The organism is Ruegeria sp. BB7, from assembly GCF_056539365.1.
Map to the genome: position 1 here is coordinate 711089 of NZ_JBQFUV010000001.1, position 26883 is coordinate 737971.

At 57.8% G+C, this 26883-nt stretch carries 27 protein-coding genes and 3 tRNA genes; 14 read left to right on the forward strand and 16 right to left on the reverse strand.

Features of this window, described 5'->3' with window-relative positions:
* Window positions 1-2394 (reverse strand): ATP-dependent helicase, encoded by a 2394-nt coding sequence (locus ACR0D7_RS03500; protein ID WP_480677752.1) that lies wholly within the window; start codon window positions 2392-2394, stop codon window positions 1-3.
* Window positions 2395-2572: 178 nt separating this feature from the next.
* On the opposite strand from ACR0D7_RS03500, the gene ACR0D7_RS03505 reads away from it, so the two are divergent.
* The 3 genes from ACR0D7_RS03505 (at window position 2573) to ACR0D7_RS03515 (ending at window position 9111) form a co-directional block, all read left to right on the forward strand.
* Complete coding sequence (locus ACR0D7_RS03505; RefSeq protein ID WP_480677753.1) at window positions 2573-4354, forward strand: sensor domain-containing diguanylate cyclase; 1782 nt, start codon at window positions 2573-2575, stop codon at window positions 4352-4354.
* A gap of 39 nt (window positions 4355-4393) precedes the next feature.
* Window positions 4394-5527, forward strand: a complete 1134-nt coding sequence (locus tag ACR0D7_RS03510) for an alpha-hydroxy acid oxidase (protein WP_480677754.1) — start codon at window positions 4394-4396, stop codon at window positions 5525-5527.
* 146 nt (window positions 5528-5673) lie between these two features.
* Window positions 5674-9111 (forward strand): pyruvate carboxylase, encoded by a 3438-nt coding sequence (locus tag ACR0D7_RS03515; protein WP_480677755.1) that lies wholly within the window; start codon window positions 5674-5676, stop codon window positions 9109-9111.
* A 53-nt stretch (window positions 9112-9164) separates the two neighbouring features.
* Here the strand turns inward: ACR0D7_RS03515 and ACR0D7_RS03520 are convergent, their stop codons facing one another.
* Entirely contained in the window at window positions 9165-10154 is a 990-nt protein-coding gene (locus ACR0D7_RS03520; RefSeq protein ID WP_480677756.1) for a hypothetical protein, read from the reverse strand.
* Between the two features lie 250 nt (window positions 10155-10404).
* Here ACR0D7_RS03520 and ACR0D7_RS03525 point away from each other — a divergent pair, with 250 nt between their 5' ends.
* The gene (locus tag ACR0D7_RS03525; protein ID WP_480677757.1) at window positions 10405-10788 is read left to right on the forward strand and encodes an MAPEG family protein; all 384 of its coding nucleotides are present in this window, start codon (window positions 10405-10407) and stop codon (window positions 10786-10788) included.
* 15 nt (window positions 10789-10803) lie between these two features.
* On the opposite strand, the gene ACR0D7_RS03530 is transcribed toward ACR0D7_RS03525, so the two are convergent.
* Entirely contained in the window at window positions 10804-10956 is a 153-nt protein-coding gene (locus ACR0D7_RS03530) for a hypothetical protein (RefSeq protein ID WP_480677758.1), read from the reverse strand.
* A 148-nt stretch (window positions 10957-11104) separates the two neighbouring features.
* On the opposite strand from ACR0D7_RS03530, the gene ACR0D7_RS03535 reads away from it, so the two are divergent.
* From ACR0D7_RS03535 to ACR0D7_RS03545, 3 genes are all read left to right on the forward strand, one after another.
* Window positions 11105-11179 (forward strand) — tRNA-Gly (locus tag ACR0D7_RS03535).
* 33 nt (window positions 11180-11212) lie between these two features.
* Window positions 11213-11287: transfer RNA gene (locus ACR0D7_RS03540), tRNA-Gly, on the forward strand.
* Between the two features lie 81 nt (window positions 11288-11368).
* Window positions 11369-12229, forward strand: a complete 861-nt coding sequence (locus ACR0D7_RS03545; RefSeq protein WP_480677759.1) for a GNAT family N-acetyltransferase — start codon at window positions 11369-11371, stop codon at window positions 12227-12229.
* Here ACR0D7_RS03545 and ACR0D7_RS03550 read toward each other — a convergent pair.
* On the reverse strand, window positions 12226-12465 hold the full coding sequence (locus tag ACR0D7_RS03550; protein WP_170383224.1) for an Lrp/AsnC family transcriptional regulator: 240 nt from the start codon (window positions 12463-12465) through the stop codon (window positions 12226-12228). The genes ACR0D7_RS03545 and ACR0D7_RS03550 overlap by 4 nt on opposite strands.
* Window positions 12466-12620: 155 nt before the next feature.
* On the opposite strand from ACR0D7_RS03550, the gene hisB reads away from it, so the two are divergent.
* Both hisB and hisH read left to right on the forward strand, forming a co-directional pair.
* Window positions 12621-13208 carry an imidazoleglycerol-phosphate dehydratase HisB gene (hisB, locus tag ACR0D7_RS03555; RefSeq protein ID WP_480677760.1) on the forward strand — a complete coding sequence of 196 codons (588 nt, stop codon included), beginning with the start codon at window positions 12621-12623 and terminating at the stop codon, window positions 13206-13208.
* Window positions 13209-13847, forward strand: a complete 639-nt coding sequence (gene hisH, locus ACR0D7_RS03560; protein WP_480677761.1) for an imidazole glycerol phosphate synthase subunit HisH — start codon at window positions 13209-13211, stop codon at window positions 13845-13847.
* A gap of 3 nt (window positions 13848-13850) precedes the next feature.
* Here the strand turns inward: hisH and ACR0D7_RS03565 are convergent, their stop codons facing one another.
* Window positions 13851-14252 carry a DUF2147 domain-containing protein gene (locus ACR0D7_RS03565; protein WP_480677762.1) on the reverse strand — a complete coding sequence of 134 codons (402 nt, stop codon included), beginning with the start codon at window positions 14250-14252 and terminating at the stop codon, window positions 13851-13853.
* A 134-nt stretch (window positions 14253-14386) separates the two neighbouring features.
* Between ACR0D7_RS03565 and hisA the strand changes: the two genes are divergently transcribed.
* Window positions 14387-15106 carry a 1-(5-phosphoribosyl)-5-[(5-phosphoribosylamino)methylideneamino]imidazole-4-carboxamide isomerase gene (gene hisA, locus ACR0D7_RS03570; protein ID WP_480677763.1) on the forward strand — a complete coding sequence of 240 codons (720 nt, stop codon included), beginning with the start codon at window positions 14387-14389 and terminating at the stop codon, window positions 15104-15106.
* 5 nt (window positions 15107-15111) lie between these two features.
* Here the strand turns inward: hisA and ACR0D7_RS03575 are convergent, their stop codons facing one another.
* Window positions 15112-15558: a DUF302 domain-containing protein gene (locus tag ACR0D7_RS03575; RefSeq protein WP_480677764.1), complete on the reverse strand. Its 447-nt coding sequence runs from the start codon at window positions 15556-15558 to the stop codon at window positions 15112-15114.
* Window positions 15559-15676: 118 nt separating this feature from the next.
* Between ACR0D7_RS03575 and hisF the strand changes: the two genes are divergently transcribed.
* From hisF to ACR0D7_RS03590, 3 genes are all read left to right on the forward strand, one after another.
* Entirely contained in the window at window positions 15677-16438 is a 762-nt protein-coding gene (gene hisF, locus ACR0D7_RS03580) for an imidazole glycerol phosphate synthase subunit HisF (protein ID WP_480677765.1), read from the forward strand.
* Window positions 16435-16752, forward strand: a complete 318-nt coding sequence (locus ACR0D7_RS03585; protein ID WP_480677766.1) for a phosphoribosyl-ATP diphosphatase — start codon at window positions 16435-16437, stop codon at window positions 16750-16752. Before hisF ends, ACR0D7_RS03585 begins: the two co-directional genes overlap by 4 nt.
* A 73-nt stretch (window positions 16753-16825) precedes the next feature.
* Entirely contained in the window at window positions 16826-17392 is a 567-nt protein-coding gene (locus tag ACR0D7_RS03590; protein WP_480677767.1) for a hypothetical protein, read from the forward strand.
* Between the two features lie 3 nt (window positions 17393-17395).
* On the opposite strand, the gene ACR0D7_RS03595 is transcribed toward ACR0D7_RS03590, so the two are convergent.
* The 4 genes from ACR0D7_RS03595 to rlmB form a co-directional block, all read right to left on the reverse strand.
* Window positions 17396-17866, reverse strand: coding sequence for a CoA-binding protein (locus ACR0D7_RS03595; protein ID WP_480677768.1), 471 nt, complete (start codon window positions 17864-17866; stop codon window positions 17396-17398).
* Between the two features lie 198 nt (window positions 17867-18064).
* The gene (locus ACR0D7_RS03600) at window positions 18065-18517 is read right to left on the reverse strand and encodes a YHS domain-containing (seleno)protein (protein ID WP_170383243.1); all 453 of its coding nucleotides are present in this window, start codon (window positions 18515-18517) and stop codon (window positions 18065-18067) included.
* A gap of 106 nt (window positions 18518-18623) precedes the next feature.
* Complete coding sequence (locus ACR0D7_RS03605) at window positions 18624-18929, reverse strand: hypothetical protein (RefSeq protein WP_480677769.1); 306 nt, start codon at window positions 18927-18929, stop codon at window positions 18624-18626.
* Window positions 18926-19699: a 23S rRNA (guanosine(2251)-2'-O)-methyltransferase RlmB gene (gene rlmB, locus ACR0D7_RS03610; protein ID WP_480677770.1), complete on the reverse strand. Its 774-nt coding sequence runs from the start codon at window positions 19697-19699 to the stop codon at window positions 18926-18928. The genes ACR0D7_RS03605 and rlmB overlap by 4 nt, the downstream gene beginning before the upstream one ends.
* A gap of 116 nt (window positions 19700-19815) precedes the next feature.
* Between rlmB and ACR0D7_RS03615 the strand changes: the two genes are divergently transcribed.
* Window positions 19816-19899 (forward strand) — tRNA-Tyr (locus ACR0D7_RS03615).
* Window positions 19900-19933: 34 nt separating this feature from the next.
* Here ACR0D7_RS03615 and ACR0D7_RS03620 read toward each other — a convergent pair.
* From ACR0D7_RS03620 to ACR0D7_RS03645, 6 genes are all read right to left on the reverse strand, one after another.
* Window positions 19934-21052: an alanine racemase gene (locus tag ACR0D7_RS03620; protein WP_480677771.1), complete on the reverse strand. Its 1119-nt coding sequence runs from the start codon at window positions 21050-21052 to the stop codon at window positions 19934-19936.
* Window positions 21049-22296 (reverse strand): D-arabinono-1,4-lactone oxidase, encoded by a 1248-nt coding sequence (locus tag ACR0D7_RS03625; RefSeq protein ID WP_480677772.1) that lies wholly within the window; start codon window positions 22294-22296, stop codon window positions 21049-21051. Before ACR0D7_RS03625 ends, ACR0D7_RS03620 begins: the two co-directional genes overlap by 4 nt.
* 87 nt (window positions 22297-22383) lie before the next feature.
* Window positions 22384-22905: a DUF2478 domain-containing protein gene (locus ACR0D7_RS03630; protein WP_480677773.1), complete on the reverse strand. Its 522-nt coding sequence runs from the start codon at window positions 22903-22905 to the stop codon at window positions 22384-22386.
* A gap of 72 nt (window positions 22906-22977) precedes the next feature.
* Window positions 22978-23643 (reverse strand): NnrU family protein, encoded by a 666-nt coding sequence (locus ACR0D7_RS03635; RefSeq protein ID WP_170383254.1) that lies wholly within the window; start codon window positions 23641-23643, stop codon window positions 22978-22980.
* A gap of 119 nt (window positions 23644-23762) precedes the next feature.
* A complete protein-coding gene (locus ACR0D7_RS03640; protein ID WP_480677774.1) occupies window positions 23763-25829 on the reverse strand; it encodes an ABC transporter permease in 2067 nt (688 codons plus the stop codon).
* Complete coding sequence (locus ACR0D7_RS03645; protein WP_170383258.1) at window positions 25826-26878, reverse strand: quaternary amine ABC transporter ATP-binding protein; 1053 nt, start codon at window positions 26876-26878, stop codon at window positions 25826-25828. The genes ACR0D7_RS03640 and ACR0D7_RS03645 overlap by 4 nt, the downstream gene beginning before the upstream one ends.
* Window positions 26879-26883 lie beyond the last annotated feature (5 nt).

Consider the following 26883-nt stretch of genomic DNA (forward strand, 5'->3'; position numbering starts at 1 on the left):
TCAGAACGGCACGTCATCCTTCGCGGACAGAAAACGCGAGACCACCTTTTTGGTGCCTGCCTTGTCGAAATCGACCTCAACCTTATCCCCTTCGATGCCGATCACCGCGCCGTAACCGAATTTCTGATGGAACACCCGCTCACCCAAAGTGAAGCTTGCCACGGCAGTCGCGTCAATCACCGTATTGCGGGCTTCACGCGGCTGAGACGTTCCATATTGCCCTTGCCGCGCCTGCATGCGTTTCCAGCCTGGCGAATTATAAACATTCGCCTCGGCCGCGCGGGTTTCAATCCCCGCCGCAGGTTGCCCGCCACCATATAGCCCCGGAGGCGTCAGCACCTCCACATGGTCCTCGGGTAATTCGTCAATGAACCGCGACGGCATTGCGTTCTGCCACTGCCCAAACACCCGCCGGTTGGCGGCGAAGGAGATCGTACAGACCTCCTCGGCGCGGGTGATGCCGACATAGGCCAGCCGCCGCTCCTCTTCGAGGCCCTTCAGTCCGGATTCGTCCATGGACCGTTGCGAGGGGAACAAGCCATCCTCCCACCCCGGCAGGAACACGGCAGGAAATTCCAACCCCTTGGCCGCGTGCAGGGTCATGATCGAGACCTTGGCCCCATCGCCCTCCTGCTCATTGTCCATGACCAGGCTGACATGTTCCAAAAACCCCTGCAGGTTTTCGAAATTGTCCAGTTGGTTGACCAGTTCCTTAAGGTTTTCCAGCCGCCCCGGAGCCTCGGGTGTCTTTTCGTTCTGCCAATGGGCAGTATAGCCGGATTCGTCGAGGATGATCTGTGCCAGTTCGATATGCGAAACCTCGGGCTCACCGAACCGCATGGGCGCGCCATCATCAATCACCGACTCGTCGTCCACTTCGATTCGCGGCCCGCGCGTCATCGCGTTCCACCGCGCCAGCCCGTCGATCAACTCGCGCAGAGCCTTGCCGCCCTTGCCCTTGATCAACCCGTTATCAACCGCAATCCGCGCGCCATCGACCAGCGACACGCCGTTTTCCCGCGCTGTCATCTGGATCGTCTGCTGCGCCTTGTCGCCCAAACCGCGTTTGGGCGTGTTCACGATCCGCTCAAAGGCCAGGTCGTCACCGGGGCTGACCACCAGCCGGAAGTAGGCCATGGCATCGCGAATCTCCATCCGCTCATAGAACCGAGGGCCGCCGATCACTTTGTAGGGCAAGCCAATGGTCAGAAACCGGTCCTCGAACGCGCGCATCTGGTGTGAGGCGCGCACGAGGATGGCCATTTCATCCAGCCCCATCGGACGCACACCGCGCGTCCCACCTTGCATCGCGTCGATTTCCTCACCGATCCAGCGGGCTTCTTCCTCTCCATCCCAATGGCCGATCAGACGGACCTTTTCGCCCTCTTTCGCGTCGGTCCACAGCTCTTTGCCCAGACGGCTTTCGTTGCCGCGAATGACATTCGACGCCGCTGCCAGAATATGCGGGGTCGAGCGGTAATTCTGCTCCAGCCGCACCACATGCGCGCCGGGAAAGTCCTTTTCGAACCGCAGGATGTTGCCAACCTCGGCCCCGCGCCAGCCATAGATCGATTGATCGTCATCACCCACGCAGCAGATATTCTTGTGCGCCCCGGCCAGCAGTCGCAGCCACAGGTATTGGGCGACGTTGGTATCCTGATACTCGTCCACCAGAATGAAGCGGAACCAGCGCTGGTATTGTTGCAACACGTCCGGGTGGGTCTGGAAGATCGTGACCATGTGGAGTAGCAGGTCGCCAAAATCCACTGCGTTCAGCTCGCGCAGGCGGGTCTGGTACTGGGCATAAAGCTCGATGCCCTTGTTGTTGTAGGCCCCGGCATCCGCTGCTGACACCTTATCAGGCGTTAAAGCCCGGTTTTTCCAATCATCGATGATGCCCGCCAGCATCCGTGCGGGCCAGCGCTTGTCATCGATATTGGCGGCCTGAATCAGTTGTTTGAGCAGGCGCAACTGATCATCCGTATCCAAAATGGTAAAATTCGATTTGAGATCGACTAACTCGGCATGACGACGCAGCAGTTTGACGCAGATTGAGTGGAAGGTGCCTAGCCACGGCATCCCTTCGGCTGGTTGCCCCAACAGCCGCCCAACACGCTCTTTCATCTCGCGCGCCGCTTTGTTGGTAAAAGTCACCGACAGAATCTCATTCGGGCGCGCTCGCCCGGTGCTGAGAAGATGCGCAATACGGGCGGTCAGCGCCTTGGTCTTACCAGTCCCTGCCCCGGCCAACATAAGTACCGGACCATCTAACCGCTCGACGGCTTCGCGCTGCGCCGGGTTTAGCTCATCCAGATAAGGCGTAGGGCGCGCGGCCATAGCCCTCTGCGATAGCGATGCACCCTCAAAGGCGTCCATTTCGTCAAAACTGCTCATCCGCACAAGCTACGCTGAATACGTAGGAAGGGAAAGGGTTTGTTCACGCCTTGTTCGCTCAATTTTTCCACCCACTTGCAGTCAATTGTAGGCAAATCGGTCCGCCTTGCCGAGCAGCGTTAACCCTCTGTCAAAGCTTGCCTTCGATGCTGGGCCCAAAGCTGTGGGAGCGCGGATCATGAAGAAACGTACTGAAACGGGCATCGCGTCCCGCCTGAAAATAGCGGTTATCGTCCTGATAATCGGGCTTCTGGCTGCCTTGTCAGGTTGGGGCATATATTCGATTCCCGCCCCTGTGGTTGACCGAATGCTGGAATCAGACATGCGCCATGCTGCAATGCAGTTGAACCGCCAGGTGACCTCGCACCTTGAGGACGTTGATGACACCTTCCTGACGGGTGTGATGGGCGATCATGACGACGAATTTCTGGAGCTGCTGCCCGCAACGTCAGATATTTATCGCTTCAAGCTTTTTGACACATCTGGGCGAGTGTTCTGGTCAACGCGCGATTCCGATGTCGGCACACTCAATATGAAGCCATACTTCAAGGATGTGATCGGAAAAGGGAATCTATACTATGAGCATGAAGAAAAGCCCCTGACCGAAGTTGATAATCTGGATCGCGACATGGCCGCGGGGAGGCAAACCCGTCACGTTGCCGAAATCTACACACCCATCATCCGCGAGGGGCGCTTTGTTGGCGCAATCGAGTTCTACTCGGACATAACCCAGGTCCGGAACCTTTTTATAAATCGGGTGCGTTGGTCACTGGCGCTGCTCAGCGGTGTAGCATTACTGGCAGTGCTGGTGGTGACACTGGTGATTTTCCGCGCGAACCGGCGGCAGGTGCGCGACTTGCAGGGCCGTGCAGCCAAGGAACGGGCACTGATGGATGACCAACTGCGGCTGGCTCGAGAAGTGCGGCTGCTGGGTGAGTTGAACGAATGGCTGCAATCCAGCCGGTCACTGGATGAGCTGTTTGACATGGTGTCTCGCTTCATGACTCATATCCTGCCTGAGGCCGAGGGCAGCGTGTATGTCTACTCCAACTCGCGGGATGTGCTGGATGGGTGTGCCAGTTGGAATGACGGCACTCATAAGTCGCATATTCACCCCGAAGGGTGCTGGGGTCTGCGGCGGGGGCGGACATATGAATATGGCGCATCCGAGATTGATTTTGTTTGCGAGCATGCCGAACCGCATGACGGGCGACCCTATTTCTGCTTTCCCATACTGGCGCATGGCGAGACGGTTGGGCTGCTGCATCTGCGGGCCCATGAAGGCAGCTACGAGGTGTTTCATTCCAACAAGAAACTGGCCCAGCTTTGCGCCGAACAAATCAGTATGGCGATCGCGAATGTACGGATGCGGGATCAGTTGCATGACCAGTCGGTCCGCGACCCGCTAACCGGGTTGTTTAACCGTCGGCACATGACTGAGACGCTGCGCAAATCCATCAGCCGCAGCCAGCAAACCGGCGCACCGTTGAGCTTGATCGCCGTCGACGTGGACCATTTCAAGAAATTCAACGACACCCATGGGCACGATGCCGGAGACATGGTGTTGCGTGCCGTCGGCTCAGCGCTTGAGCAGGGCTGCGACCGGGACGAGACTGCTTGCCGGATCGGCGGGGAAGAGTTTATGTTGATCCTACCGGACAATACCCCAGAAGACACAATGACCCGGGCAGAGCAATTACGCCAGGCAGTCGAGGCCGTTTCGGTTCGGTATGGTGAAAAATCCCTGCCGCGCATCACGATTTCTGTCGGCGTGGCCCATTACCCTGCGCATGGCACCATGCCGCAGGACCTGATGCGCGCCGCAGATGACGCCTTGTATATGGCCAAGGACAAAGGGCGCAATCAGGTGCAGATCGCCAATGGGGCAGCCTCTATTTCTCATGCGCCCGTGAAAAATGAAGGCCAGCCGAAACAAACACCTCGGACATCAGCGGCCTGAAAACCTTGCAGAATCGCGTCGTAGGTCGGATCAATTCTTATGGACCTGCACAGCTCATTCCCCGGCATAGCCGATCTGAAACGCCGCGCGCGGCGCAGAGTTCCGCATTTCGTCTGGGAATTTCTGGAAAGTGGTACAGGGGCCGAGGCCACTGTGCGCCGAAACAGGACCGCGCTGGATGACATAGAGTTTTTGCCTTCGATCCTGCACGGCCCAATCGAATGCGATACCAGCACACATTTTCTAGGTCAGCACTTCCCCCTGCCCTTTGGAGTTGCGCCTATTGGGATGTCAGGGCTGATCTGGCCAGATGCAGAAAGACTGCTGGCGCACGCAGCAGCCCAAGCCGGGCTGCCTTATACTCTGTCGACCGTCGCCAGCCAAAGCCCCGAGGATCTGGCCCCTCATATCGGCGAGAATGCGTGGTTTCAGCTTTACCCGCCGAAAGACCCTGACATTCGCTCTGATCTGCTGCGCCGAGCCAGAACTGCTGGATTCTCGACGCTTGTCCTAACGGTTGATGTTCCGGTCGCTTCGCGGCGAGAGAGACAGGTTCGGTCTGGCCTTACGAACCCTCCCCGATTGCCCCCCCGTTTGCTGGCTCAGATCGCACTGCGCCCGTCATGGGCCGTTGGCATGGCCCTGGGCGGGATGCCGCGGATGCGAACACTAGACAAATACATCGACAGTGACAGCGCCCTGTCTCCGACCGCTCATGTCGGGTACCTACTGCGCACCTCGCCGGATATGGATTACGTCAATTGGCTGCGCGACGCATGGGACGGGCCGTTCATTGTCAAAGGCGTCATGCGCGCTGAAGATGCAGGTCGGTTGGAACAGGCCGGTGTTGATGCCGTCTGGATATCGAATCATGGAGGGCGGCAGTTTGACGGCGCTCCGGCCAGTATTTCCGTTCTTCCCGCCATTCGTACGGCCACGAGTATGCCGCTGATCTGTGACAGCGGAATCGAAGGCGGGCTCGACATCCTCCGCGCCCTGGCTCTTGGGGCGGATTTTGTCATGTTGGGACGCGGGTTTCTTTATGGTCTGGCTGCCCTAGGTTCGGGCGGCCCAGCCCATGTAATCGACATCCTGCGACAAGATATGTTGGCGAACATGGGCCAGATGGGTCTTGAACAGTTGAATCAGCTAGTGACCAATCAACACAATTGATGCTGCAGCGCAGAATTGCTAATAGGATTGCGCCAACAAGCGGCGCTTGCGAGCGTTAACATGCCGGTTCTACCCAGAACGACTGATATACGAGCGCGTATTGTCCGCCTATGAACACGGCCAAACCACAAAGACCGGGACCTGATATGACCGACTTCACCAAGATCCTGATCGCCAATCGCGGCGAGATTGCCATTCGCGTGATGCGCGCAGCGAACGAGATGGGCAAACGCACCGTCGCAGTGTTCGCAGAAGAAGATAAGCTGGGCCTGCACCGGTTCAAGGCCGATGAAGCCTATCGCATCGGCGAAGGGATGGGGCCGGTTGCTGCCTATCTGAGCATCGACGAGATTATCCGCGTCGCCAAGGAATGCGGCGCTGACGCAATCCATCCCGGTTATGGCCTTCTGTCGGAAAACCCGGACTTTGTAGATGCCTGTGTGCAGAACGGCATCACCTTCATCGGCCCCAAGGCCGAGACCATGCGCGCTTTGGGCGACAAGGCCAGCGCGCGGCGCGTGGCCATCGAAGCTGGCGTTCCAGTGATCCCGGCCACCGAGGTTCTGGGCGATGACATGGATGCCATCCGCGCTGAAGCGAAAGAGATTGGCTATCCGCTGATGCTGAAGGCCAGCTGGGGCGGCGGTGGGCGTGGGATGCGTCCAATCGAATCCGAGGATGAGCTGGAAGAGAAAGTTTTGGAAGGCCGTCGCGAGGCCGAAGCCGCCTTTGGCAACGGCGAGGGCTATCTGGAAAAGATGATCACCCGCGCCCGCCACGTCGAAGTGCAGATTCTGGGCGACAAGCATGGTGAGATTTACCACCTCTATGAACGCGACTGCTCGGTCCAGCGCCGGAACCAGAAGGTCGTGGAACGCGCCCCTGCCCCGTATCTGTCCGAAGAACAGCGCGCAGAAATCTGTGAACTGGGCCGCAAGATCTGCGCCCATGTGAACTATGAATGCGCGGGCACCGTCGAATTCCTGATGGATATGGAAACCGGCAAGTTCTACTTCATCGAAGTGAACCCCCGCGTGCAGGTGGAACACACGGTGACCGAAGAGGTCACCGGCATCGATATCGTGCAGGCTCAGATTCTGATCGCCGAGGGCAAGACCTTGGCTCAGGCAACGGGTGCGGCCAGCCAGGCAGATGTGCGGCTGACCGGTCATGCGCTGCAAACCCGGATCACCACCGAGGACCCACAGAACAACTTTATCCCCGATTATGGCCGCATCACCGCCTATCGCTCGGCCACTGGTATGGGCATCCGTTTGGACGGCGGCACCGCATATGCTGGCGGGGTGATCACGCGGTACTATGACTCGCTGCTGACCAAGGTGACGGCGAAGGCGCCGACGCCCGAGGCTGCAATCGCACGTATGGACCGCGCCCTGCGCGAGTTCCGTATTCGCGGTGTCAGCACCAATATCGACTTTGTCATCAACCTGCTGAAGCACCCGACCTTCCTGTCGAACGAATACACCACCAAGTTCATCGACACGACGCCGGACCTGTTCACCTTCAAGCGCCGCCGCGACCGGGGCACCAAAGTTTTGACCTATATCGCGGACATTACTGTTAACGGTCACCCCGAGACCGCAGACCGACCCGAGCCACGGGCCGACCTGAAAGAGGCCAAGCCGCCAGCGCTGAAGGGTGAACCCAAAATGGGCACCCGCAATCTGCTGGAACAGAAAGGACCGCAGGCCGTCGCCGACTGGATGAAGGCTCAACGGCAGCTGTTGATCACCGACACCACCATGCGCGATGGCCACCAATCTCTGCTGGCGACCCGGATGCGCTCGATCGACATGATCAAGGTGGCTCCGACCTATGCGGCCAACCTGCCGCAGCTATTCTCAGTTGAATGCTGGGGCGGTGCGACATTCGACGTTGCCTACCGCTTCCTTCAGGAATGTCCGTGGCAGCGTTTGCGTGACCTGCGCGAGGCGATGCCGAACCTGATGACCCAGATGCTGCTGCGCGGTGCAAACGGAGTTGGCTACACCAACTACCCGGACAATGTGGTACAGGAGTTCGTCCGCCAAGCGTCCAAGAATATAGACGTGTTCCGCGTCTTCGACTCGCTGAACTGGGTCGAGAACATGCGCGTGGCGATGGATGCGGTCGTCGAGAACGGGAAAATCTGTGAGGGTACCGTCTGCTATACCGGTGATATTCTGGACCCTGATCGTTCCAAGTATGACCTGAAATACTATGTAGGCATGGCGAAGGAACTGCGCGACGCTGGGGCGCACGTGCTGGGCCTCAAGGATATGGCGGGTCTGCTGAAACCGGCCTCGGCAAAAATCCTGATCCGCGCGCTAAAGGAAGAGGTCGGCCTGCCGATCCACTTCCACACGCACGACACTGCCGGCATCGCCAGCGCGACCATTCTGGCTGCCTCTGAGGCGGGCGTGGACGCGGTGGATTGCGCGATGGACAGCTTCTCGGGCAATACCAGCCAAGCAACGCTGGGCACCGTGGTCGAGGCGCTGCGCCATACCGAGCGCGACACTGGACTGGACATCAAAGCCATCCGCGAGATCAGCGATTACTTCGAAGCCGTTCGCGGTCAGTACGCGGCCTTTGAATCCAGCCTGCAGGCTCCGGCGTCCGAGGTTTATCTGCACGAGATGCCCGGTGGCCAGTTCACCAATCTCAAGGCGCAGGCGCGTAGCTTGGGTCTGGAAGAGCGCTGGCACGAGGTCGCTCAGATGTATGCCGACGTGAACCAGATGTTCGGTGACATCGTCAAGGTGACGCCGTCCTCCAAAGTGGTTGGCGACATGGCGCTGATGATGGTCAGCCAAGGCCTGACCCGTGAAGAGGTGGAAAGCCCCTCGACCGATGTGGCCTTCCCTGACTCGGTCGTGGACATGATGCGCGGCAATCTGGGCCAGCCTCCGGGCGGGTTCCCCGACACAATCATCAAGAAGGTACTGAAGGACGAAGCGCCAAACACCAAGCGCCCAGGCAAAGATGTGCCTCCGGTCGATCTGGAGGCAACCCGTGCCGAGCTGTCAAAGCAGTTGGAAGGCAAAGAGGTCGATGATGAGGACCTGAACGGTTACCTGATGTATCCAAAGGTCTTTTTGGACTACATGGGCCGTCACCGGGTCTATGGCCCTGTCCGCACCCTGCCCACGCGCACCTTCTTCTACGGCATGGAGCCGGGTGAGGAAATCACGGCCGAAATCGACCCTGGCAAGACGCTGGAAATCCGTTGTCAGGCCATTGGCGAAACCGATGACAAGGGTGAGGTCAAAGTGTTCTTTGAACTCAACGGCCAACCCCGCGTGATCCGGGTACCGAACCGCATGGTCACCTCGACCACACAGGCGCGCCCCAAAGCCGAGCCGGGCAACCACGATCATGTCGGCGCGCCGATGCCGGGTGTGGTGGCCACCGTAGCGGTTACGGCTGGCCAAGAAGTCAAGGAAGGCGACATGCTGCTGACCATCGAAGCGATGAAGATGGAAACCGGCATCCACGCCGAGCGCGACGCAACGGTCAAAGCCGTTCACGTGCAGCCCGGCGGCCAGATTGACGCCAAGGACCTGCTGGTCGAACTGGAATAAAAAATAAAGGCGCGCAGTTTGCGCGCCTTTTCACTTTTGGACGGGCGGCAGTATCAGCCGTCGACGACCTCATCTTCTTCGGTCGTCTCAGCCCCTGCATCAGCCTCAGCCTCAGCCTCAGCCTCAGCCTCAGCCTCTTCCGAGATTTCTTCGAGTTCCTCCGGATCGGGCAACCCCAGTAGATCATGCAACTCGTCCATTGCATCCGGCGACAATTCGCGACCACCTGTCAGTGCGTCGAAAGTCTCCTGCGGGTCTGCCGCGTTTGCCAGATCATTTTCGGCATCCTGAACAGCCTGTTCAGCGTCGGCTACCGCATCATTGTACTTGTCTTCAGTCGTGATGCCCTGCTCAGCCTCTTCCTCGGTCGGCGCAAACTGTTCTTCGATTTGCTCGTCTGTCAAACCTTGCAGGTCGGAAAGTTCTGTCTGCTTTTCTTCCAAATCCACAGTTGCGTCCGGGTAGCCCAGTACACTTTGCTGATACGAATAAAGCTTACCGGGCATACTATTGGGCGCCGCATTTCTAAGCCCCGTCTGGCTCGCATGCGCTGCGTTGAGCGATTTCAACTCGGAAGCGATTTTTCCATGTTTGTTAGGTGGAACTGCTTCTTCGTCAAGCGTGACAACCTCTTTGGGCTTTGCACGCGTCACAGCCTTGGCCTGGTTCTTGTTGCCCTTAACAATGTCTTCCAGCTTGGTCATGAATGCCGGCTTGTTCTTGTTTGCAGAGCTGGATTTCGTAGATTTTTTCTGGTCGGTTTTCTTGAGACCCAATCTGCCCAGCAGCCCCTTGCCTGTACCAGCCGATGTCTTGCCTGAATTTCCCTTGGCTTTTGCGCCTTGTTCGCCGGATTTACCGCCGCTATTGCCTTTGTCGCCACCGTTTCCTTTACCGCCGCCATTGCCGCCGCCGTTTCCACCGCCGTTGCCGTTCTTGGCGATGGCTACGTCAGGAGCAGCAACAACCGCAACAAAGCTGGCTGCCCCAAGCAACAGCACAGAGGTCGCAAAAACGCGAGAGAGCATCATAACTCGTTTCATAATATTCACCTGTCCCTTTCATTGATGGCAGCGGGAGCCACGGTATTGCATGTTCAAAAAATTATATTTGCATAAAGTGACTGCGGAATTCGACGAAATTGCGGCGGAAGTTTGGCCGACATCTGGGCAACTGGAACTTGCTAGCAAAAACTAACACTTCTCCCTCTCTGGAACAGGCCACTAAAACGGCTAATGTTCAAGGCATCGTGCAAACACCCGCGCAGCTTTTGATGAATAGAAAGAGACCTCTATGCTGACCTTCACTCCAATCTATGCCGCGTTGCTGGCGATCCTGTATGTCCTGCTAAGCCTAAAGGTCATCAGCCAACGCCGTATCGGCAAGATTTCTTATGGTGACGGCGGGAATACAGATATGCTCAAGGCGGTGCGGACACATTCGAATTTTATCGAATACACGCCTTTTGCCCTGCTGCTAATCTTGATGGTCGAACTGCAGGCAGGCACCGGTCTGCTGGTGAACCTGCTTGGATTGAGCCTTGTGGTCGGCCGGGTGCTGCATGCCTATGGCTTCGGCCGCAGTCCGCAGATCGTAATTCTGCGCCAGATCGGGATGTTGCTGACATTCACGGCCATTCTGGTGGCCGCCCTCGCGAATCTCGTACTGGTACTCTGACTCAGTTGGCGGGGCTTATCCCGTCAATGTCTGTGTCTCTATCAGCGGCGCTTTCATTAGGATCGGCTCGACCTTGACCAGCTTGTCCTCATCTTGTGCGCAAATTACGGCCGTCAAAGCGATCAGCGCGGCCAACAGTGCCATTTTCATATCTGCGATCCGTGTCATTTCCTCTCCTCGAACCTTCTTGTTTTATAAAGCTCTTTGTTTTGAACGTACGTTGGTGTGATTTCCGTCGAAAGATTTTTCCGCGTTTTTGTGTTTTTCCGCTTGCAGCCCCGCGTCGGAATTTATACATCCCTCCTCACTCAACGGCGCGGGCGTAGCTCAGGGGTAGAGCATAACCTTGCCAAGGTTAGGGTCGGGCGTTCGAATCGCCTCGCCCGCTCCATTGAGAGGTCTACGGACCATATATGTATCTGATGCGGGCGTAGCTCAGGGGTAGAGCATAACCTTGCCAAGGTTAGGGTCGGGCGTTCGAATCGCCTCGCCCGCTCCAGATACCAAACTCTCCGAACATGCTGGTTCTTCGTGAGGCATTGCGTCATTCTGGTGGCGCTGCGCAACACAGGGTTCACTCATGTCTGAATACGTTATCCGCCCTCTCACCGCTGACGAGATGCAGCAGGCCGTGGATTGGGCCGGACGCGAGGGGTGGAATCCCGGCCATCATGATGGTGCGTGTTTCCACAGCACCGATACTGACGGGTTTCTGGGCGGGTTTCTAGATGGCGAGATGATCGCCTCAATATCGGTGGTCCATTACGACGATACGTTCGCTTTCCTCGGGTTCTACATCGTGCACCCAGAGCATCGCGGTGCCGGACACGGGCTGAAGCTTTGGCAGGGTGCATTGGCCAACTGCACTGCGCGCAATGTTGGGCTGGATGGGGTCGTCGATCAGCAGCACAATTACCGAAAATCGGGCTTTGCCTTTGCCTACAACAACTATCGATTCACCGGGACCGTAGCGGATATTCAGCAGGCTTTGCCACCGTCGGTTGGCACCGAAGCTTTGGCCACGGTTTCGGATGAACTAAAGGCTTATGATTGCCAACTATTCCCGACCCCACGTGACACTTTCCTGCAGGGCTGGATCAGCACCCCAAGCCATGTTTCCCGTGTATTTTCCGAGGACGGACAAATCAAAGGCTATGCCACGTTGCGCCCATGCAAAAACGGCTACAAAATCGGGCCACTCTTCGCAGACCGCGCCGACATTGCCGAAACCTTGCTGGCCAGCTTGCTGGAAACGTTACCGGAAGATCAAAGCACGCAAGAGGTCTTCATCGACATGCCGCAGCCCAATGAAGCCGCCTTTGAGCTGGCAGCGAAACTTGGGCTGGAGAAAGTATTTGAAACGGCCCGGATGTATTCAGATCACAAACCGGACATCGACCTAAACCGTATCTTTGGCGTGACGACGTTCGAGCTTGGTTAAAACGCTTTGAACGTCATCGTGGTCAAAGACCGCTCGATATCGGGAATGACCAGCAGGTTTTCGTTGATGAAATGCCCTACGTCCTCGGTTTCGGGGATGTAGAGTTTCAGCAACAGGTCATATTCACCACTGGTCGAGTAGAGTTCGGAGTGGATTTCGCGCAGGGCGATTTCCTCGGCCACTTTGTAGGTGGTACCGGGTTTGCAGCGGATCTGGATGAAAACGCAGGTGGACATGGACCGGACCTTTGTTGGTTGAGTTGCCCGCAGGCTTGCATGGGCCGCGCCCGGGTGCAATCCCCTGCAACAGTTTGCGGTGAAAGCCACGTGTGGTCTGGATAAGCCGACCCAACCCCGTCTATAAGCGCGCCTGTAGCAAAAGGAATTCGCCCATGCGCAGCGCAAAGATCAGCCGTCGAACCGCCGAGACCGAGATCTTGGTCGAGGTAAATCTGGACGGCACCGGCACCTATGACAACCAGACCGGCGTCGGGTTCTTCGATCATATGCTGGATCAGCTAGCGCGCCACTCACTGATCGACATGACGATCCGCGCCAAGGGCGACTATCACATCGACGACCACCACACCGTCGAAGATACCGGCATCGCGCTGGGACAGGCATTGACGCAGGCGCTGGGTGACAAAAAGGGCATCCGCCGTTACGGCGAATGCCATTTGCCCATGGACGACGCTCAGGTACGCTGTGCGCTTGACCTTTCAGCACGCCCGTTCCTGATCTGGAATGTGGAATTGCCGACCCAGAAGATCGGCACATTCGACACCGAACTGGTGCGCGAATTCTTTCAGGCACTCAGCACTCATGGCGGCATCACGCTGCATATCGACCAGTTGCACGGTTTCAACAGCCACCACATCGCCGAGGCTGCTTTTAAGGCTGTCGCCCGCGCCCTGCGTGACGCGGTTGAAACTGACCCGCGTAAGGCGGATGGGATTCCCTCGACCAAAGGTGCGCTGTAAATGCTAACCGCCATCATCGACTACGAGAGCGGCAACCTGCACTCGGCCGAAAAGGCATTTCAACGCATGGCGCGCGAGGTGGATGCGGGTGAGGTCGTGGTGACCTCGGACGCGGATGTCGTGGCGCGTGCCGACCGGTTGGTACTGCCCGGAGACGGCGCGTTCCCCGCCTGCGCGGCCGAGCTGCGCGGGCACAAGGGCATCTACGACGCGATGGTTGAGGCCGTCGAACAGAAAGGCCGCCCCTTTCTTGGCATCTGTGTCGGCATGCAGCTGATGGCCTCCAAGGGTCACGAATACAGCGAAACCGAGGGGCTGGGCTGGGTGGCTGGCGACGTGGTTCGGATTGAACCATCCGACCGTACGCTAAAAGTGCCGCATATGGGTTGGAATGATCTGGTTCTGGAAATCGATCACCCCGTTTTTAGCGGGATCAAATCAGGCGACCACGCTTATTTCGTCCACTCTTACCATTTTCGCGTTGCCGATCCGGCCCAGCGTTTGGCCTATGTGGACTATGGGCAAGAGGTCACGGCCGTAATTGGCCGCGACACGATGATCGGAATGCAATTCCACCCAGAGAAAAGCCAGGACGTGGGCCTGCGCATGATCGGAAATTTCTTGACCTGGACCCCCTAAGGATTACTGAACCCGCGTCCAGGTTTGCCCACGGCAGACCAGCCCCCCAACCGCGCACCCTTTGACCGTTAGCTTGTTCTGACTGTCCAGCGTCATCTTGGATTTGTAGGTTTTGTCACGGTCCGGCGCCCAGATCTTGCCGCTGTCGTACTGGCCATCACCTTCGGGCACCATGTCCCAGATGATTTGCTTGCCCAGATTTTCATATTCCAGTTGTTGGTTACCATCGCCATCAAAGGCGCTGTCGATGGTGCCGCAAATGGCGCTTCCGCACTCGGAAATGGTCACGTGAAGATATCCGCCCGTGTCGCCCGGCTCTGTCTTCCACAGACCATCAACCGGATCGGCGGCAAAGGCTGTTGTCGCTATCCCAGCAATACCTGCTGCGAGTAGAAGTTTCTTCATGATGCTCTCCCTGTTTTACAGTCACTCTGGCCCGGTGACCGGCTTCGGGCAAGAATGACTTTGCGTCGCGTTGCATCCCCTGCCCTGCTTGTGCGATACGCCGCCCGTGTAACACTGATATAGGGCCGCCCGACATGATCCTCTACCCCGCCATCGACCTGAAAGACGGCAACGCTGTGCGCCTGCTGCGTGGTGAAATGGACAAGGCCACTGTGTTTAACGAAGATCCCGCCGCACAGGCCCGCACCTTTGTCGAAGCGGGTTGCGAGTGGCTGCATCTGGTCGACCTGAACGGCGCTTTTGCAGGCGAGCCGGTCAACGCTGCCCCAGTCGAGGCAATTTTGAAGGCCTGCAAAGTGCCTGCTCAGCTGGGTGGCGGAATCCGCGATATGGCTACCATCGAGACCTGGATCGAAAAAGGTCTGGCACGGGTCATTCTGGGGACGGTTGCAGTGGAAAACCCCGACTTGGTGCGCGAAGCCGCAAAGGCCTTTCCCGGCAAGGTTGCCGTAGGTATCGACGCCCGCAACGGAATGGTTGCCACTAAAGGTTGGGCCGAGGAAACCAACGTGCAGGTCACCGATCTGGCCCGCAGCTTTGAGGATGCAGGCGTCGCGGCCATCATCTACACTGACATCAACCGCGACGGTGCTATGCAAGGCCCAAATATCGAAGCAACCGCAGATCTGGCCCGTGCTGTTTCGATTCCGGTAATCGCGTCCGGCGGCGTCAGCTCTCTGGACGACCTGATCGCCCTGCGCGACTGTGGCGTAGAGCTAAACGGCGCAATTTCTGGCCGCGCTCTCTATGATGGCGCGATTGACCTGAACGAAGCCATTCGCGCCCTGTCTTAAATCACCTACTGCGCGGCAACCGAGGTCAGCTTGGCCAGCGCGCCGCGCATCTTTTCGATGATCGGAGAGCTCTCGACCCCATCAAGGTCATCCATGGTCTCTTTCGGGTCTTCATAGGCCAGCCAGACCTGCCCGTTTTCATCCTCATAGGCCTGAACCTTCAATGGCAAAAACAATCCCGCACGCGGGTCGATCTGCATGGCGGGTGTGCCCAGCGCCGGGTTTCCGAAGATCAGTACTTGGTTTGCCGGAATAGTCAAACCGACCTTTTCGGCACCGGCCGCGTGGTCGATGCGGGCAAAGACCGTTGCTCCGGCGTTGCCGATCGCACCCTCTAGCGCATCCAGCGCTTCGGACACCGATTTATCTGTATTTACCTTGATGATATCATCTGCCATCGCCGCGACGGTTCCCCCTATGACAAAAGCGGTTGTTAAAAACAATTTGCGCATCTCATTGATCTCCTGATGAATTTAGGGGCAGTTTTCACAGGTTTGAGAGATGTGGCAATCACAAGTCTGGCATCGGCAAGGCTTTGCCGGTAGAGGTGCGCCAATAAAGGAATCCGACATGCTGAAAACCCGCATCATTCCCTGCCTGGATGTCGCTGATGGCCGTGTGGTCAAGGGCGTCAATTTCGTTGGCCTGCGCGATGCGGGTGACCCGGTGGAATCGGCCAAGGCTTATGACGCTGCCGGCGCGGATGAAATCTGTTTTCTGGACATCCACGCCACTCATGAAAACCGCGGCACCATGTTCGACGTCGTACAGCGCACGGCCGAGCAGTGCTTTGTCCCCCTGACGGTTGGTGGAGGTGTCCGCACCAAGGATGACGTGCGTGCCCTGCTGCTGGCCGGTGCGGACAAAGTCAGCTTCAATTCCGCCGCTGTGGCGAATCCGGATGTGATTGCCGGGGCTGCGGATCAGTTTGGCAGCCAATGCATCGTCTGCGCCATTGACGCCAAGACTGTCAGCCCCGGCAAGTGGGAGATTTTCACCCATGGCGGCCGCAAGCCCACCGGTATCGACGCGGTTGAGTTTGCAAAAACCGTTGTGGCCAAAGGCGCTGGGGAAATCCTGCTAACGTCAATGGATCGCGATGGCACCAAGGCGGGCTTCAACCTGCCGCTGACCCGCGCAATCTCGGACGCGGTGGATGTGCCGGTTATCGCATCAGGCGGTGTAGGAAACCTGGACCATCTCGTCGAAGGTGTAACCGAAGGCGGGGCCAGCGCTGTTCTGGCTGCTTCGATCTTTCATTTTGGCGAATACACCATTCGCGAGGCCAAGGAACATATGGCCGCCGCAGGCATCCCGATGAGGCTGACATGAGCATTCTGCACGATCTGGCTGCAACGATAGACACCCGCAAAGGGGCTGATCCCGACTCCAGCTGGACTGCCAAGCTGTTGGCCAAAGGCCCCGAGAAATGCGCCGAGAAATTCGGAGAAGAGGCCGTTGAGGCGATTATCGAGGCCGTAAAGGGTGACAAAGGTGGGCTTACAGCTGAAGCTGCGGACGTGCTTTATCATCTGCTGGTCATGCTGGCAGCGCGGGATGTGGCTCTGGACGACGTGCTGTCCGAGCTGGCCCGACGCCAAGGCACCAGCGGTATTGCCGAAAAAGCCGCGCGCCCCAAAGGATAATCCGCAGGGTTCCGTCATCTTGAACCACCCTTTATGATCAGGTTTCACAGTCCCCGGATCAAAGGGCACAAGAATGATCAGAGCCTTGGCCATTGTTCTGGCCTTTGTGACACTGTCGGCCTGCGCAACCCCGCCCCCTTCGGCCGGGGATGAAGTGCAACGCTTGGCGAGTGAAATCCGCAGCCTTGGCCCTGACATTGACCCCGAAGAAGCGGACCGAGCAGCCCGCATCGCCTATTCCTACACCGCGCAACTGGTGCAGGAGTATGAGATCACCGACCCTCCTCTGATCCACAACGCCAAGGTCAATAAGGGCCTTCGCCCGCGCGGCCTGTGCTGGCATTGGGCCGAGGACATTGAACGCCGTCTGAAGCAAGAAAATTTCAAGATGCTGGACCTGCACCGCGCCATCGCAAATGCGGACAACCCATTTCGGATCGACCACAGCACCACCATCATCAGCCGCAAGGGCGAGACGATGTATGACGGCGTGGTGCTGGACCCATGGCGCTACGGCGGGGTGCTGTTCTGGTCGCCTTTGGAGGAAGATACCAAGTATGAATGGGTGCCGCGCGATATCGTATTGGAAAAGCGCCGTCAGGAGCAATACGGTAAACTGCTACCCTATGCTGGCGAATAGCCGTCACAGCTTGGACGAGATCACTCCTGTGGCGAAACCACCCATGCGCAGCTCGCCAAAAAGACGCTGATATTCGATCTTTGGGCAACGGTTCATCACCACATCCATTCCCCGCGCCTGCGCGGTTGCGGCAGCATCCGTGTTTTGCACACCGATCTGCATCCAGATCGTGCGCAGCATGGGTAATACAGCCAAAGCCTCGTCTACAATTGGCGGCACAGCTTCAGAACGACGGAAGATATCGACCATGTCCACCGGCTCGGAAATTTCGGCCAATGACGCCCTAACGGTCCGACCAAACAATTCTTTCCCAGCGTGGCCAGGGTTGACCGGGATGACCCTATACCCCTTAAGCGAAAGGTAACGCGCCACGTAATAGCTGGGCCGCACCGGGTTCATCGACACACCAACCACGGCGATCACCTTGGTGCGCTGCAAGATCTCTTTCAGATAAACATCAGTGTATTCAGCCATGCGGGCACCCTAGTCGGTGTGTGCAAAAGAAAAAAGCGCCCAGGTCGGACCTGAGCGCCAGTTGTTGGAACGAGGGACAGTGAAATGACCCGCGGCAGTTCCGTTCCGCGGTCACTGTGACATTTAGGCATAATTTGGAAGAAAAAAAGAGGCAGCGCGCATTTTTGTGATGACAGCTCACGAATGGCGATAACTGGCCTATTGCTCGTAGAGAATTCCGGGCCAATACATCTCGGCCATGGAGATATATTCGGCAGTGGCTTCGCGCCACATCTCTTCGACCTCGGGGGAATGTGTCAGGTACAAACGGCCATCCACAACACCCCAGAGCGTCGGCTCCGTGCTTTTCAGCTTACCGTGCGCCATAGCATAGGCACAATACCCGCCGAATTGGGGCGCAAAGGCGTGCGGGTTGCGTTCAAATGCATCCCGGTTCTCAGCCGAGGCAAATTGCCACTCGGCCCCTTTCCATACGACCGCGTATTCCGGCCGCCCCAGAACAGGCGCATTTCCACTGAAATAGGATACCACGTCATACCCGGCCACCGCGGCACCATCGGTCGCGTAAAATACGGGCATATCCTGCGCTTTTACGGCAGGAGCAAACAGAACGGCGGTCAGTGCGCCCAGAAGGAAACGTCGAGTCAGCATCACAGAATTCGATTCAAAAACTTCAGGGTCTCAAAATGCAATATTTTCGGCCCAGTTGAACCCCATTTAACGAGGTTGTGATCGCAATTGTCATCCAGAGGCTTTGTCAGTCAAAGATATCTTCGATAACATCCCACGCCTCATCCAACACGCGCGAAAAAACACTCTTCTTCTTTTTCTGCTTCTTTTTTCTTTGACCAACAGTCGATTTAGATACGTCGCGCCTTGGTTTGCCCTCAGCTAGCTTGCGCTTGGGCAGCATCTTGAGATCATGCAGCGGTGCCCCGCAACTGGAACAACTCAATTCATGTCGTTGCTGGCCTTTCAGAACCAGCGCAGCGCGGGTCCCACAATAGCAGCAGGTAGCAATCTTGGATGGGCTGGGAATGGGCGCTCTCCTGTCTATCTTCATCTGTGCCTGGAAGCATATAGGGCAATTGCAGCAGCATTTGAGACATTGAGCGACCCAAATCCGCCCGCAGCGTCGATTTTCACCAGATGATCAACGGTTTCCTTAGTTTTCTGCCGCAATCCGGGCCCTTCAGCCCCCAGCACCAGCGCCACGGGCTGATCCAACTTGCCACCCAGGGCCGTCTCAATGGTCTCTTCAGCCTCACCATCCAGCCCCAGAACCAAGAATCCCATATTCTGCAATTCAACGATGGCGTCAGCCAGATTTCGAACTCGCAGATAGGGTTGGCGCTCTAACGCGCCACTTGCTGTTTTGGCCAGTGCACCGGTTTCCGGCGCCGAGTGATGCCGCGTACCGATAACTGCGCTGGCGCCCAAAACCTCGGCCGAGCGTAGAATCGCCCCGACGTTATGCGGGTCGGTCACGCGATCCAGCAGAATCACGCGAGGATGTTCGCGCCCGATGCAGTTCTCAGCCAACCCGCCCCAATCCAGCGGCTTGACTTCAAGAGCTGCGCCCTGATGGACAGAGCCCGGATCAATTGGCGCAGTGAATTTTCGAGGATCGACCATTTCAGCCTCAACCCCTGCAAAATCAATCGCTTCGGCCAGTTTGTCACGCGCGTTGCGTGTCACGATCAGGCGCAGTTTTTGCCGACTTGGGTTCATCAAAGCGTCCCGCACGGCGTGCAGGCCAAACAGCCAGACGGTTTCCGCAGAGGCCGCTTTGCGGGCCTGCTCCTTTTCAACGACCCACTTGGGTTTCTTCATTTCTTGGGCCTCCGGGCCGGGAATTCGGTTTCATGCGTCAAAGCGGAATTTTCCTGTTGACGCTCCTTTAAGGCGCTAGTAATCACGCCTCCACGTCAGGTGCAACGCCTGACAGTGGGCGACAGGCCGCAAGGTGTGGCAGGGGACTGTAACTCCCTCGCGGAGACGCACGCCTGGTTCGATTCCAGGGTCGCCCACCATCTTCCTTAGATAGTGACAAAGTTCAACTGGCCGTTAATTCGGCAGAACATCCCATTTTTCCACAACCTTCCCACCCCGCACCGCCAGTACGATTCCGAACTGGTTCAAAACCGCCTCGCTTTGGTTTGGGCGCAGCAATGCGATATCTCCAGGCGCGACCAAAGCAGAGCGCGGGCCGGTCCACACCTCTTGATTGGTTGAACGTCCAAAGACCGACGAATAACCGAACCCCTCGGGGAAAATGGGCGCGGCCTGATAATACCCACCGAAAATGGCAAGGTCAGTCTTCTGACGGGGCAGAAAATCCAAACCAGGCAAAGAATTGCCCGGCATTGTCTTCAAAATTGGCGTGGCGATGAAGGCCGCGGGCTGAAAGTTTTGCGTCGTGGTGTGGTCGAAATCTCCGGGTTTGACCAGAACCGAGCCAAAGGCAATCTCGGTAGCGGTTCCACCAGAACTGTGGCACTGAAAGGTCAGACTGCCCCCTGTGTTCAGGCACAACCCGTGTGCATCATTCGGCAGTTGCGATACCGCATGACGAAAGTTGTCTGAACAAGCCTGTATCGCGCGCTTGCGCAGCAAACCGGGCAACTTTGCCAAATGTGCCTCATACCCCATGACGCCGGACAGCCGAGCAAAGGGGTTAGATTCGATCTCTTGCGCAATCGACGCAATCTGGTCAGGTCGAAACCCGCCGCGATGCAGCCCAATATCAACCTCAAGCGACAGGCGAAGCACAGATTGCCGCTCTGCCGCCAAATTCAAATACTCCCGCAATCTTTCCGGTGAATCGATCAGCCATTGAACACGCGCTGCAGCGTCAGGGCATGCGCAAAGAACCCGCGCCGCCGAATTGACGGGCAACGGCTTGCCGATCAGGTGATCGGTTTCGCCCTCAGCCTGCAACAAAGCCTGCAGCATAGGCTCGGAAAAGGTCATCAAGCCACTGGTCGGGATCTGCCTGCGTATGTGATCCAGTAAAGGCAGGCACGGCAAAGACTTGGCAACCAAACGGTAATCCAGTCCTTCATCCGCAGCCTGCACCGCCAAGGAACAATTCGCATCCAAGCGGTCCAGATCGACCACTGCAACCGGTTTATCGACGCCATAAACCCGAAGAACTGTAGAAAGAGATTGCAGGTATGCTGTCATGGTCGAAACAGCTTTGCCAATGCGGGCGTAAGGAATTTTCCCGTGGGGTCCAGTTGCTTGCGCAGCGCGCAGAACCGGTCAAAATCCGGATAAAGGGTAGCAAGGTTTTTGTAAGTCAGGCTGTGCATTTTTCCCCAATGGGGGCGCCCACCGGCTTCGACAAATAGCGGTTCTATCGCATCGAAATATCGGCTGTGATCCTCGTTCGCGTCGGTGTGGATGGCAATTGAAATCCGAGGCCCACCCTGAAACGGGGAAAGACAGGCGGTGTCACCCGCGGTCTGGCGCACCTCGATCGGAAAATAGATGTCCTTGTGGTCGCGATGCAGGCGGGTGATGACCTCTTGCAGCACGTCGCCCGCGACATCGGGCGGCAGATGGTATTCCATCTCATTGAACCGGATGCACCGGTCGCTGCACAGCACGCGCCAGCTTTCGCCCACATAGTCTTCGTCAGAGTGCGCCATGGTCAGCATTTTAAGCAGCGCACGGCGCAATCCGCCACTGACTCTGCCTGTATTGCGCGCCAGCTTCAGCACCTTGACGGCGATCATGTCGAGATCACGCGGCACCTTACCCTCAGGCGCGTCAGACACCTCATGGCGCAGTTCAACAGCTTTGCCGGTGAAGGGGATATAAAAGAACTCGAAATTCCGGTTCTCACTCCAGTTCCGATGCATGTTTGCGATGCTGTCCTGCAGGTCGACCAATCGCACCTGACGGCGCAAATTGTATTTCGGCACCACCGAAATTTGCGCTTCGATCAGGATGCCCAGCATCCCCAAAGTGACTTGAGCCATCTCAAGTGGGAGATCGTCAGTGGTCAGAATATCCCCCTCCGCGCTGACCAACTTTGCCGCCGTAATTTCCGCCGCAAGGCATGGCAGTGTACGTCCGGTGCCATGCGTCGCGGTCGAGACTGCCCCGGCCAGCGATTGCGCATTGATATCCCCAAGATTGCGGAAGGCCAGCCCGTGGTCCGCCAATGCAGGTGATAAATCCCGCAGACGCGCATTTGCATTGACCCAAACCTGACCACCACTGACCTCGCCTAACTTTGGCAGGTTCAGGTTCGACAGGTCCAAAATCCGGTCGCCCCCGGCGACAATGGGCGTAAAGGAATGACCCGCCCCCACAACGCGCAGATTACCAGGCTGGGCCACGGCTCGCTGCAAATCAGTGACAGAGGTCAGGCGTGCAATGGCCGTGTTTGCCTGTTGGTTTCCTGCCCAATTGGTCCACATCTGCTACCTCCTCAGGGATCGAGGATTGCAGCACATGGGCATTGAAACAAGACAGGATTACAGAGACTTACGCAACGGCAGGTTACCTCAAGCGGCCGCCGCGCGCTGTGAATTGACCCGTTCAAACCACGCCGAGATTGCCTCGAGACTAGGGTCGATCTGCTCGGCTGCGCCATCCGTAAAGGCCTGAAACTTGTCGTTGTTCAGGCCATTCACACCAACCAGAACAGGGATGTCCTGCGCCAGGGCCTCGGCGATCACCGGGCGGAAACCCCGCCCATCAGATTCATGCTTGCCAAACTTGTTGATGATCAAGAGTTGCGGGTCGTCTCCCAAAGAATTGCTGACCAATCCCACTGCCTGCTCCAGAGCGGCAGGGTCCAGACGGCAGCCCCGTGCATGATCCCCCAGCGACTGTGAGATGCGAATGGTCTCTCCGTCCGGCAGGACGCGGACATCCATGTCGCATTTACTGCTGTCGACGCATTCGGTGTTGGTCTGCACCACACCGGCCAGACGGGCACCTTTGGACAACAAGTGTTCTGCAGCCGCGCTCAGCAAGCGATCAGTTGCGCCGCGGTCGGTTGTGGTGACATAGGCCAGATACATTGAAAGACCCTCATAGTCTAAAGTGTGACAGTTCAGATAGCACGCGTGGCCCGGTCCGACCACTCCTGAGTGCTACGGCAGAGGCGAAAGGCCGATCACAGGTGCGTGCAGGTGAAGCAGGACGGCGAAGACGGCAAGAGCAACCACCCCGATCCAGAAACCGGGCCAAGGTTGAGGAGCGCGCAGGGAAAACCGGGCGGTATTGCGGGACAGGCGCGTCCATTCGATCCCCATCTGTTGGGCCTTGCGGCGGTCTATCAATGCCATGCCCATCGCGGCAAAACCCGCGAACAGACCAAACAGAATGACGTGAGACAGGCTGCCATTGGCCAATAGATGCGCGCAGGCCCATAGCATAAGCGCGGCCAGAATCGGGTGGCGTGTAGTGCGAAGGATACCGGGGTTTTCCGGATCAAATGATCGATGTCCCAATCCACCGAAGGAAAACGGATTATCAATAGACAACCCGGCCACAGCCAGCCAGCAAACCACCGGCATGACCAGCAGCGGAGCCCAACGAAATATGCTGAGCGGAGGGATGACTTCAACATATGGCGCCTGAGCAGCCGCGATGATCAGCCAGCCCAGCACCAGCAAGGACAATGCGGAATAAGCTGCGAAGTACCGTCTGCGCCCCATGGTTTCAATCAACCATCCACGCACTGCCGGACGCGCCGGGATGACGTGTGTCAGCAGAAAGGTGATCAGTGCTGCAAGGAAAAGGCCCCAGCCCATCATGGTAGTCTCCGAACATATTTCGCCCGGTTTAGGCCGCTGCATCGAGGCAGTCCTTGTCCGAAATCAAGTCGAATTCGGGGGCGCGAGCAAAGGGGCGAAAGGGCCGCCCCTGCTCTTGTTTACAGGCCCAGCGCCTTGCGCCGTTCCTCGGCAAAGCCCTGTACCATACGGTCTGCGATTAGCGCCAGAATGGCCATCGCCGCCCCAGCCGAGATACCAAGCCCGACATCCGCCTGCCCCAGCGCCAGATAGATCGACTGACCCAGACCGGTGGTCCCGATCAACGCCGCGATCACCAGCATGGCGAAGGCATAAAGGATGGTTTGGTTCAGCCCCAACAGGATGGTTGGCGCAGCATAAGGCGCGCGCACATCGCGCATGATCTGCCACTCGGTAGCGCCACTGGAAATGGCGGCCTCCATCATCTCATCAGGTGTGTTGACCAGCCCGTGCCGCGTATAGCGGATCATCGGAACGATGGCATAGGCGCAGATCGCCAGAAAGGCCGAGAACTCACCAATCTGAAACACCATCAGAACCGGGATCAGGAACACGAACAGAGGGATCGTCTGCAGCATATCGCAGATCGGGCGAACCACCTTCCACGCTGGCTCCCACACAGCGCTGGCCAGACCGATCAGCCCGCCAACAACGGCACAAGAGAATACGGCCGCGCCGCTGAGGTACAGCGACAATAGCGCCCTCTCCCACAGGCCCGAAACGAGGATGGTGCAAAGCAGCCCCACCGACAATGCCGCCAGACGCCAGCCGCCCGCGACCCAACCCAGCGCAGCCGCGCCCGTCAGGACGAACGGCCAAGGCAGGTTGGCAATGCCGGTCTCCAGCATGCCGATCAGGATCAGGACCACAAGCCCACCGGTCAAATGCCCGCGCCACGCCATTAGCAAGGCAATCACCGCGCCGACCGCGAAGAGGCCGTAGCTCATGACAGGTGTCCACTGGAAACCCCACGTGAATGGCAGTACCGCCTGATCCAACCCGATGCGCAAAGGCAGAAGCACGTAGAACAGCGAGTTGTTCTTCAGCGCATCCAACCACGGACCGTTTGCCTGTGTGAACGCTGTCAAGCCGCTGTCCACCGCCTCGGCCATCGGGTCCAGCAGTGTCAGCTCTGACGGGTTCGGAAGCCACGCCCAGAATGCGGCTGTGAACAGTACTGCAAAACCCAGAACCGCCCAGACGACACGCTGGTCGTAACGCTTGCGCTCGGTCGCTAAGGTGCCACTCATCCGGTCGATCACCACGGCAAAAACCACGATCACCAGACCGGCCATCAGGGATTCACCAAACTGCGCCTTGCGCATGGTCAACAGAACTTCCCAACCAATATCGTTGAACCCACCGATAACGGCAGCGATGATCACCATCGACAGCGCAGCCATCAGACATTGGTTTACGCCGACCATGATCTGGGTCGCAGCCGCCGGAATCTCGACCTGAAACAGTTGCTGAAACCGCGTGCCACCGGACATGATGGCCGCTTCTTTGATCTCGGGCTCTACCCGTTCCAGCCCCAACATCACATTGCGCGCCATCGGCGGCGCGGCGTAGATGGCCGAGGCGATCAGACCTACAACGGGACCGAAACCAAATAGCAACAGCAACGGGGTCAGGTATGCAAAGGTCGGCACGGTCTGCATTACATCCAGAACCGCCTGCACAAAGGATTTCACCCGCGGTACTTCATTTGCAAGGATGCCAATGGCCCCGCCCACAAAAAGCGCAACGGGAACCGAGACGGCGACCAGCGCCAGTGTGTTCATGCTCTCGGCCCAATAGCCTGAGGCCAGCACAAAACTGAGACCAATGAACCCCAACAAAGCCATCGGCAATCCGCCCAGATACCAGCCCAGCGCGGTCACCAGACCGATCAGGATCGGCCACGGTGTATTACCCAGCACATGATTGGCTGCATCCATCGGATAGGTCATCAAATCGGAAAACAGACGCATTGCTGGTTTGATGCCGTTCAGAAACCAGTCCAGAAACGCTCCAACCCACTGAGTTGCAGGCAGTTCCCACGCGGCAGGCCATTTGACCAGCCATGGCGCGACACCTTCCAGCGCCAGGCACACTGCACCTACGATCACCGTGATCAGCGCGGCCTTAGCACCCGCTGTCAGTCGCGCCGCGTGCCGAGAGGGGATGTCTGTGACCGCCGTCATGTCTCATCCACCTGCAACGCTGCAGCCAGATCGGACGGGTGGACGTTACCGACAATGTTGCCGGCCTCATCGCGGACGGGTACGGGTTCGTACAGTTCCATGCAATGCGCCAGCGCCGCGTCCAGTGTCATCGCGGTGGTCAGGCCCGGATCGTCCGGCCCACATTCGCTTTCATCGCCACGCATGACCGAAGCAACCTTGGCATGCTGCCCTTTGGCCACGTCCTTTGAGAACTCTCGCACGTAGTCGTCGACCGGGCGCAGTACGATATCAGTCGGCGTACCGATCTGAACGATCTTGCCATCGCGCATGATTGCGATGCGGTCGGCCAGTTTCAGCGCCTCTTGAATGTCGTGCGTGATGAAAACAATGGATTTCTTCAACGTCGCCTGAATACGCAGAAATTCATCCTGCAGCTGACGGCGGATCAGTGGATCGAGGGCCGAGAACGGCTCATCCAGAAACCAGATATCTGGGTTCACGGCCAAAGACCGCGCGATCCCTACGCGCTGACGCTGACCACCGGAAAGCTGGCGTGGAAAGCTATCTTCGCGACCTTCCAGTCCGACCAGCGAAATCACCTCTTGTGCGCGGGCCAACCGTTCTTTGCGGCCAACGCCCTGAACGCGCAGCGGGTAAGCCACGTTTTCAGCAACCGTCATATGAGGAAACAAGCCAAAATGCTGGAATACCATGCCCAGCTTTTTCCGCCGCAGTTCCGTCAGCGCCTTCTTCGACGCGCCGATGACGTTTTCACCGTCGACTCTGATTTCGCCGCCCGTTCCTGGCAGCAATTGAGAGATGCAGCGGATCAGCGTGGACTTACCCGATCCCGAAAGCCCCATGATGACGAATAATTCGCCCTCTTTGACTTCGAAATTCGCGTCCTGAACGGCGGGGATGAACCCGCTTTCGCGCAAGTCGGCAGCGGCCGTGTCAGCATCATTCCCTGACCGAGACAACGCGTCGGTCAGGGCTTTGTCAGCACCGGGGCCAAAAACCTGCCAGAGATTCTGGCAGGCAATGGCTGGTGTAGTTGCATCAGTCACTTAAG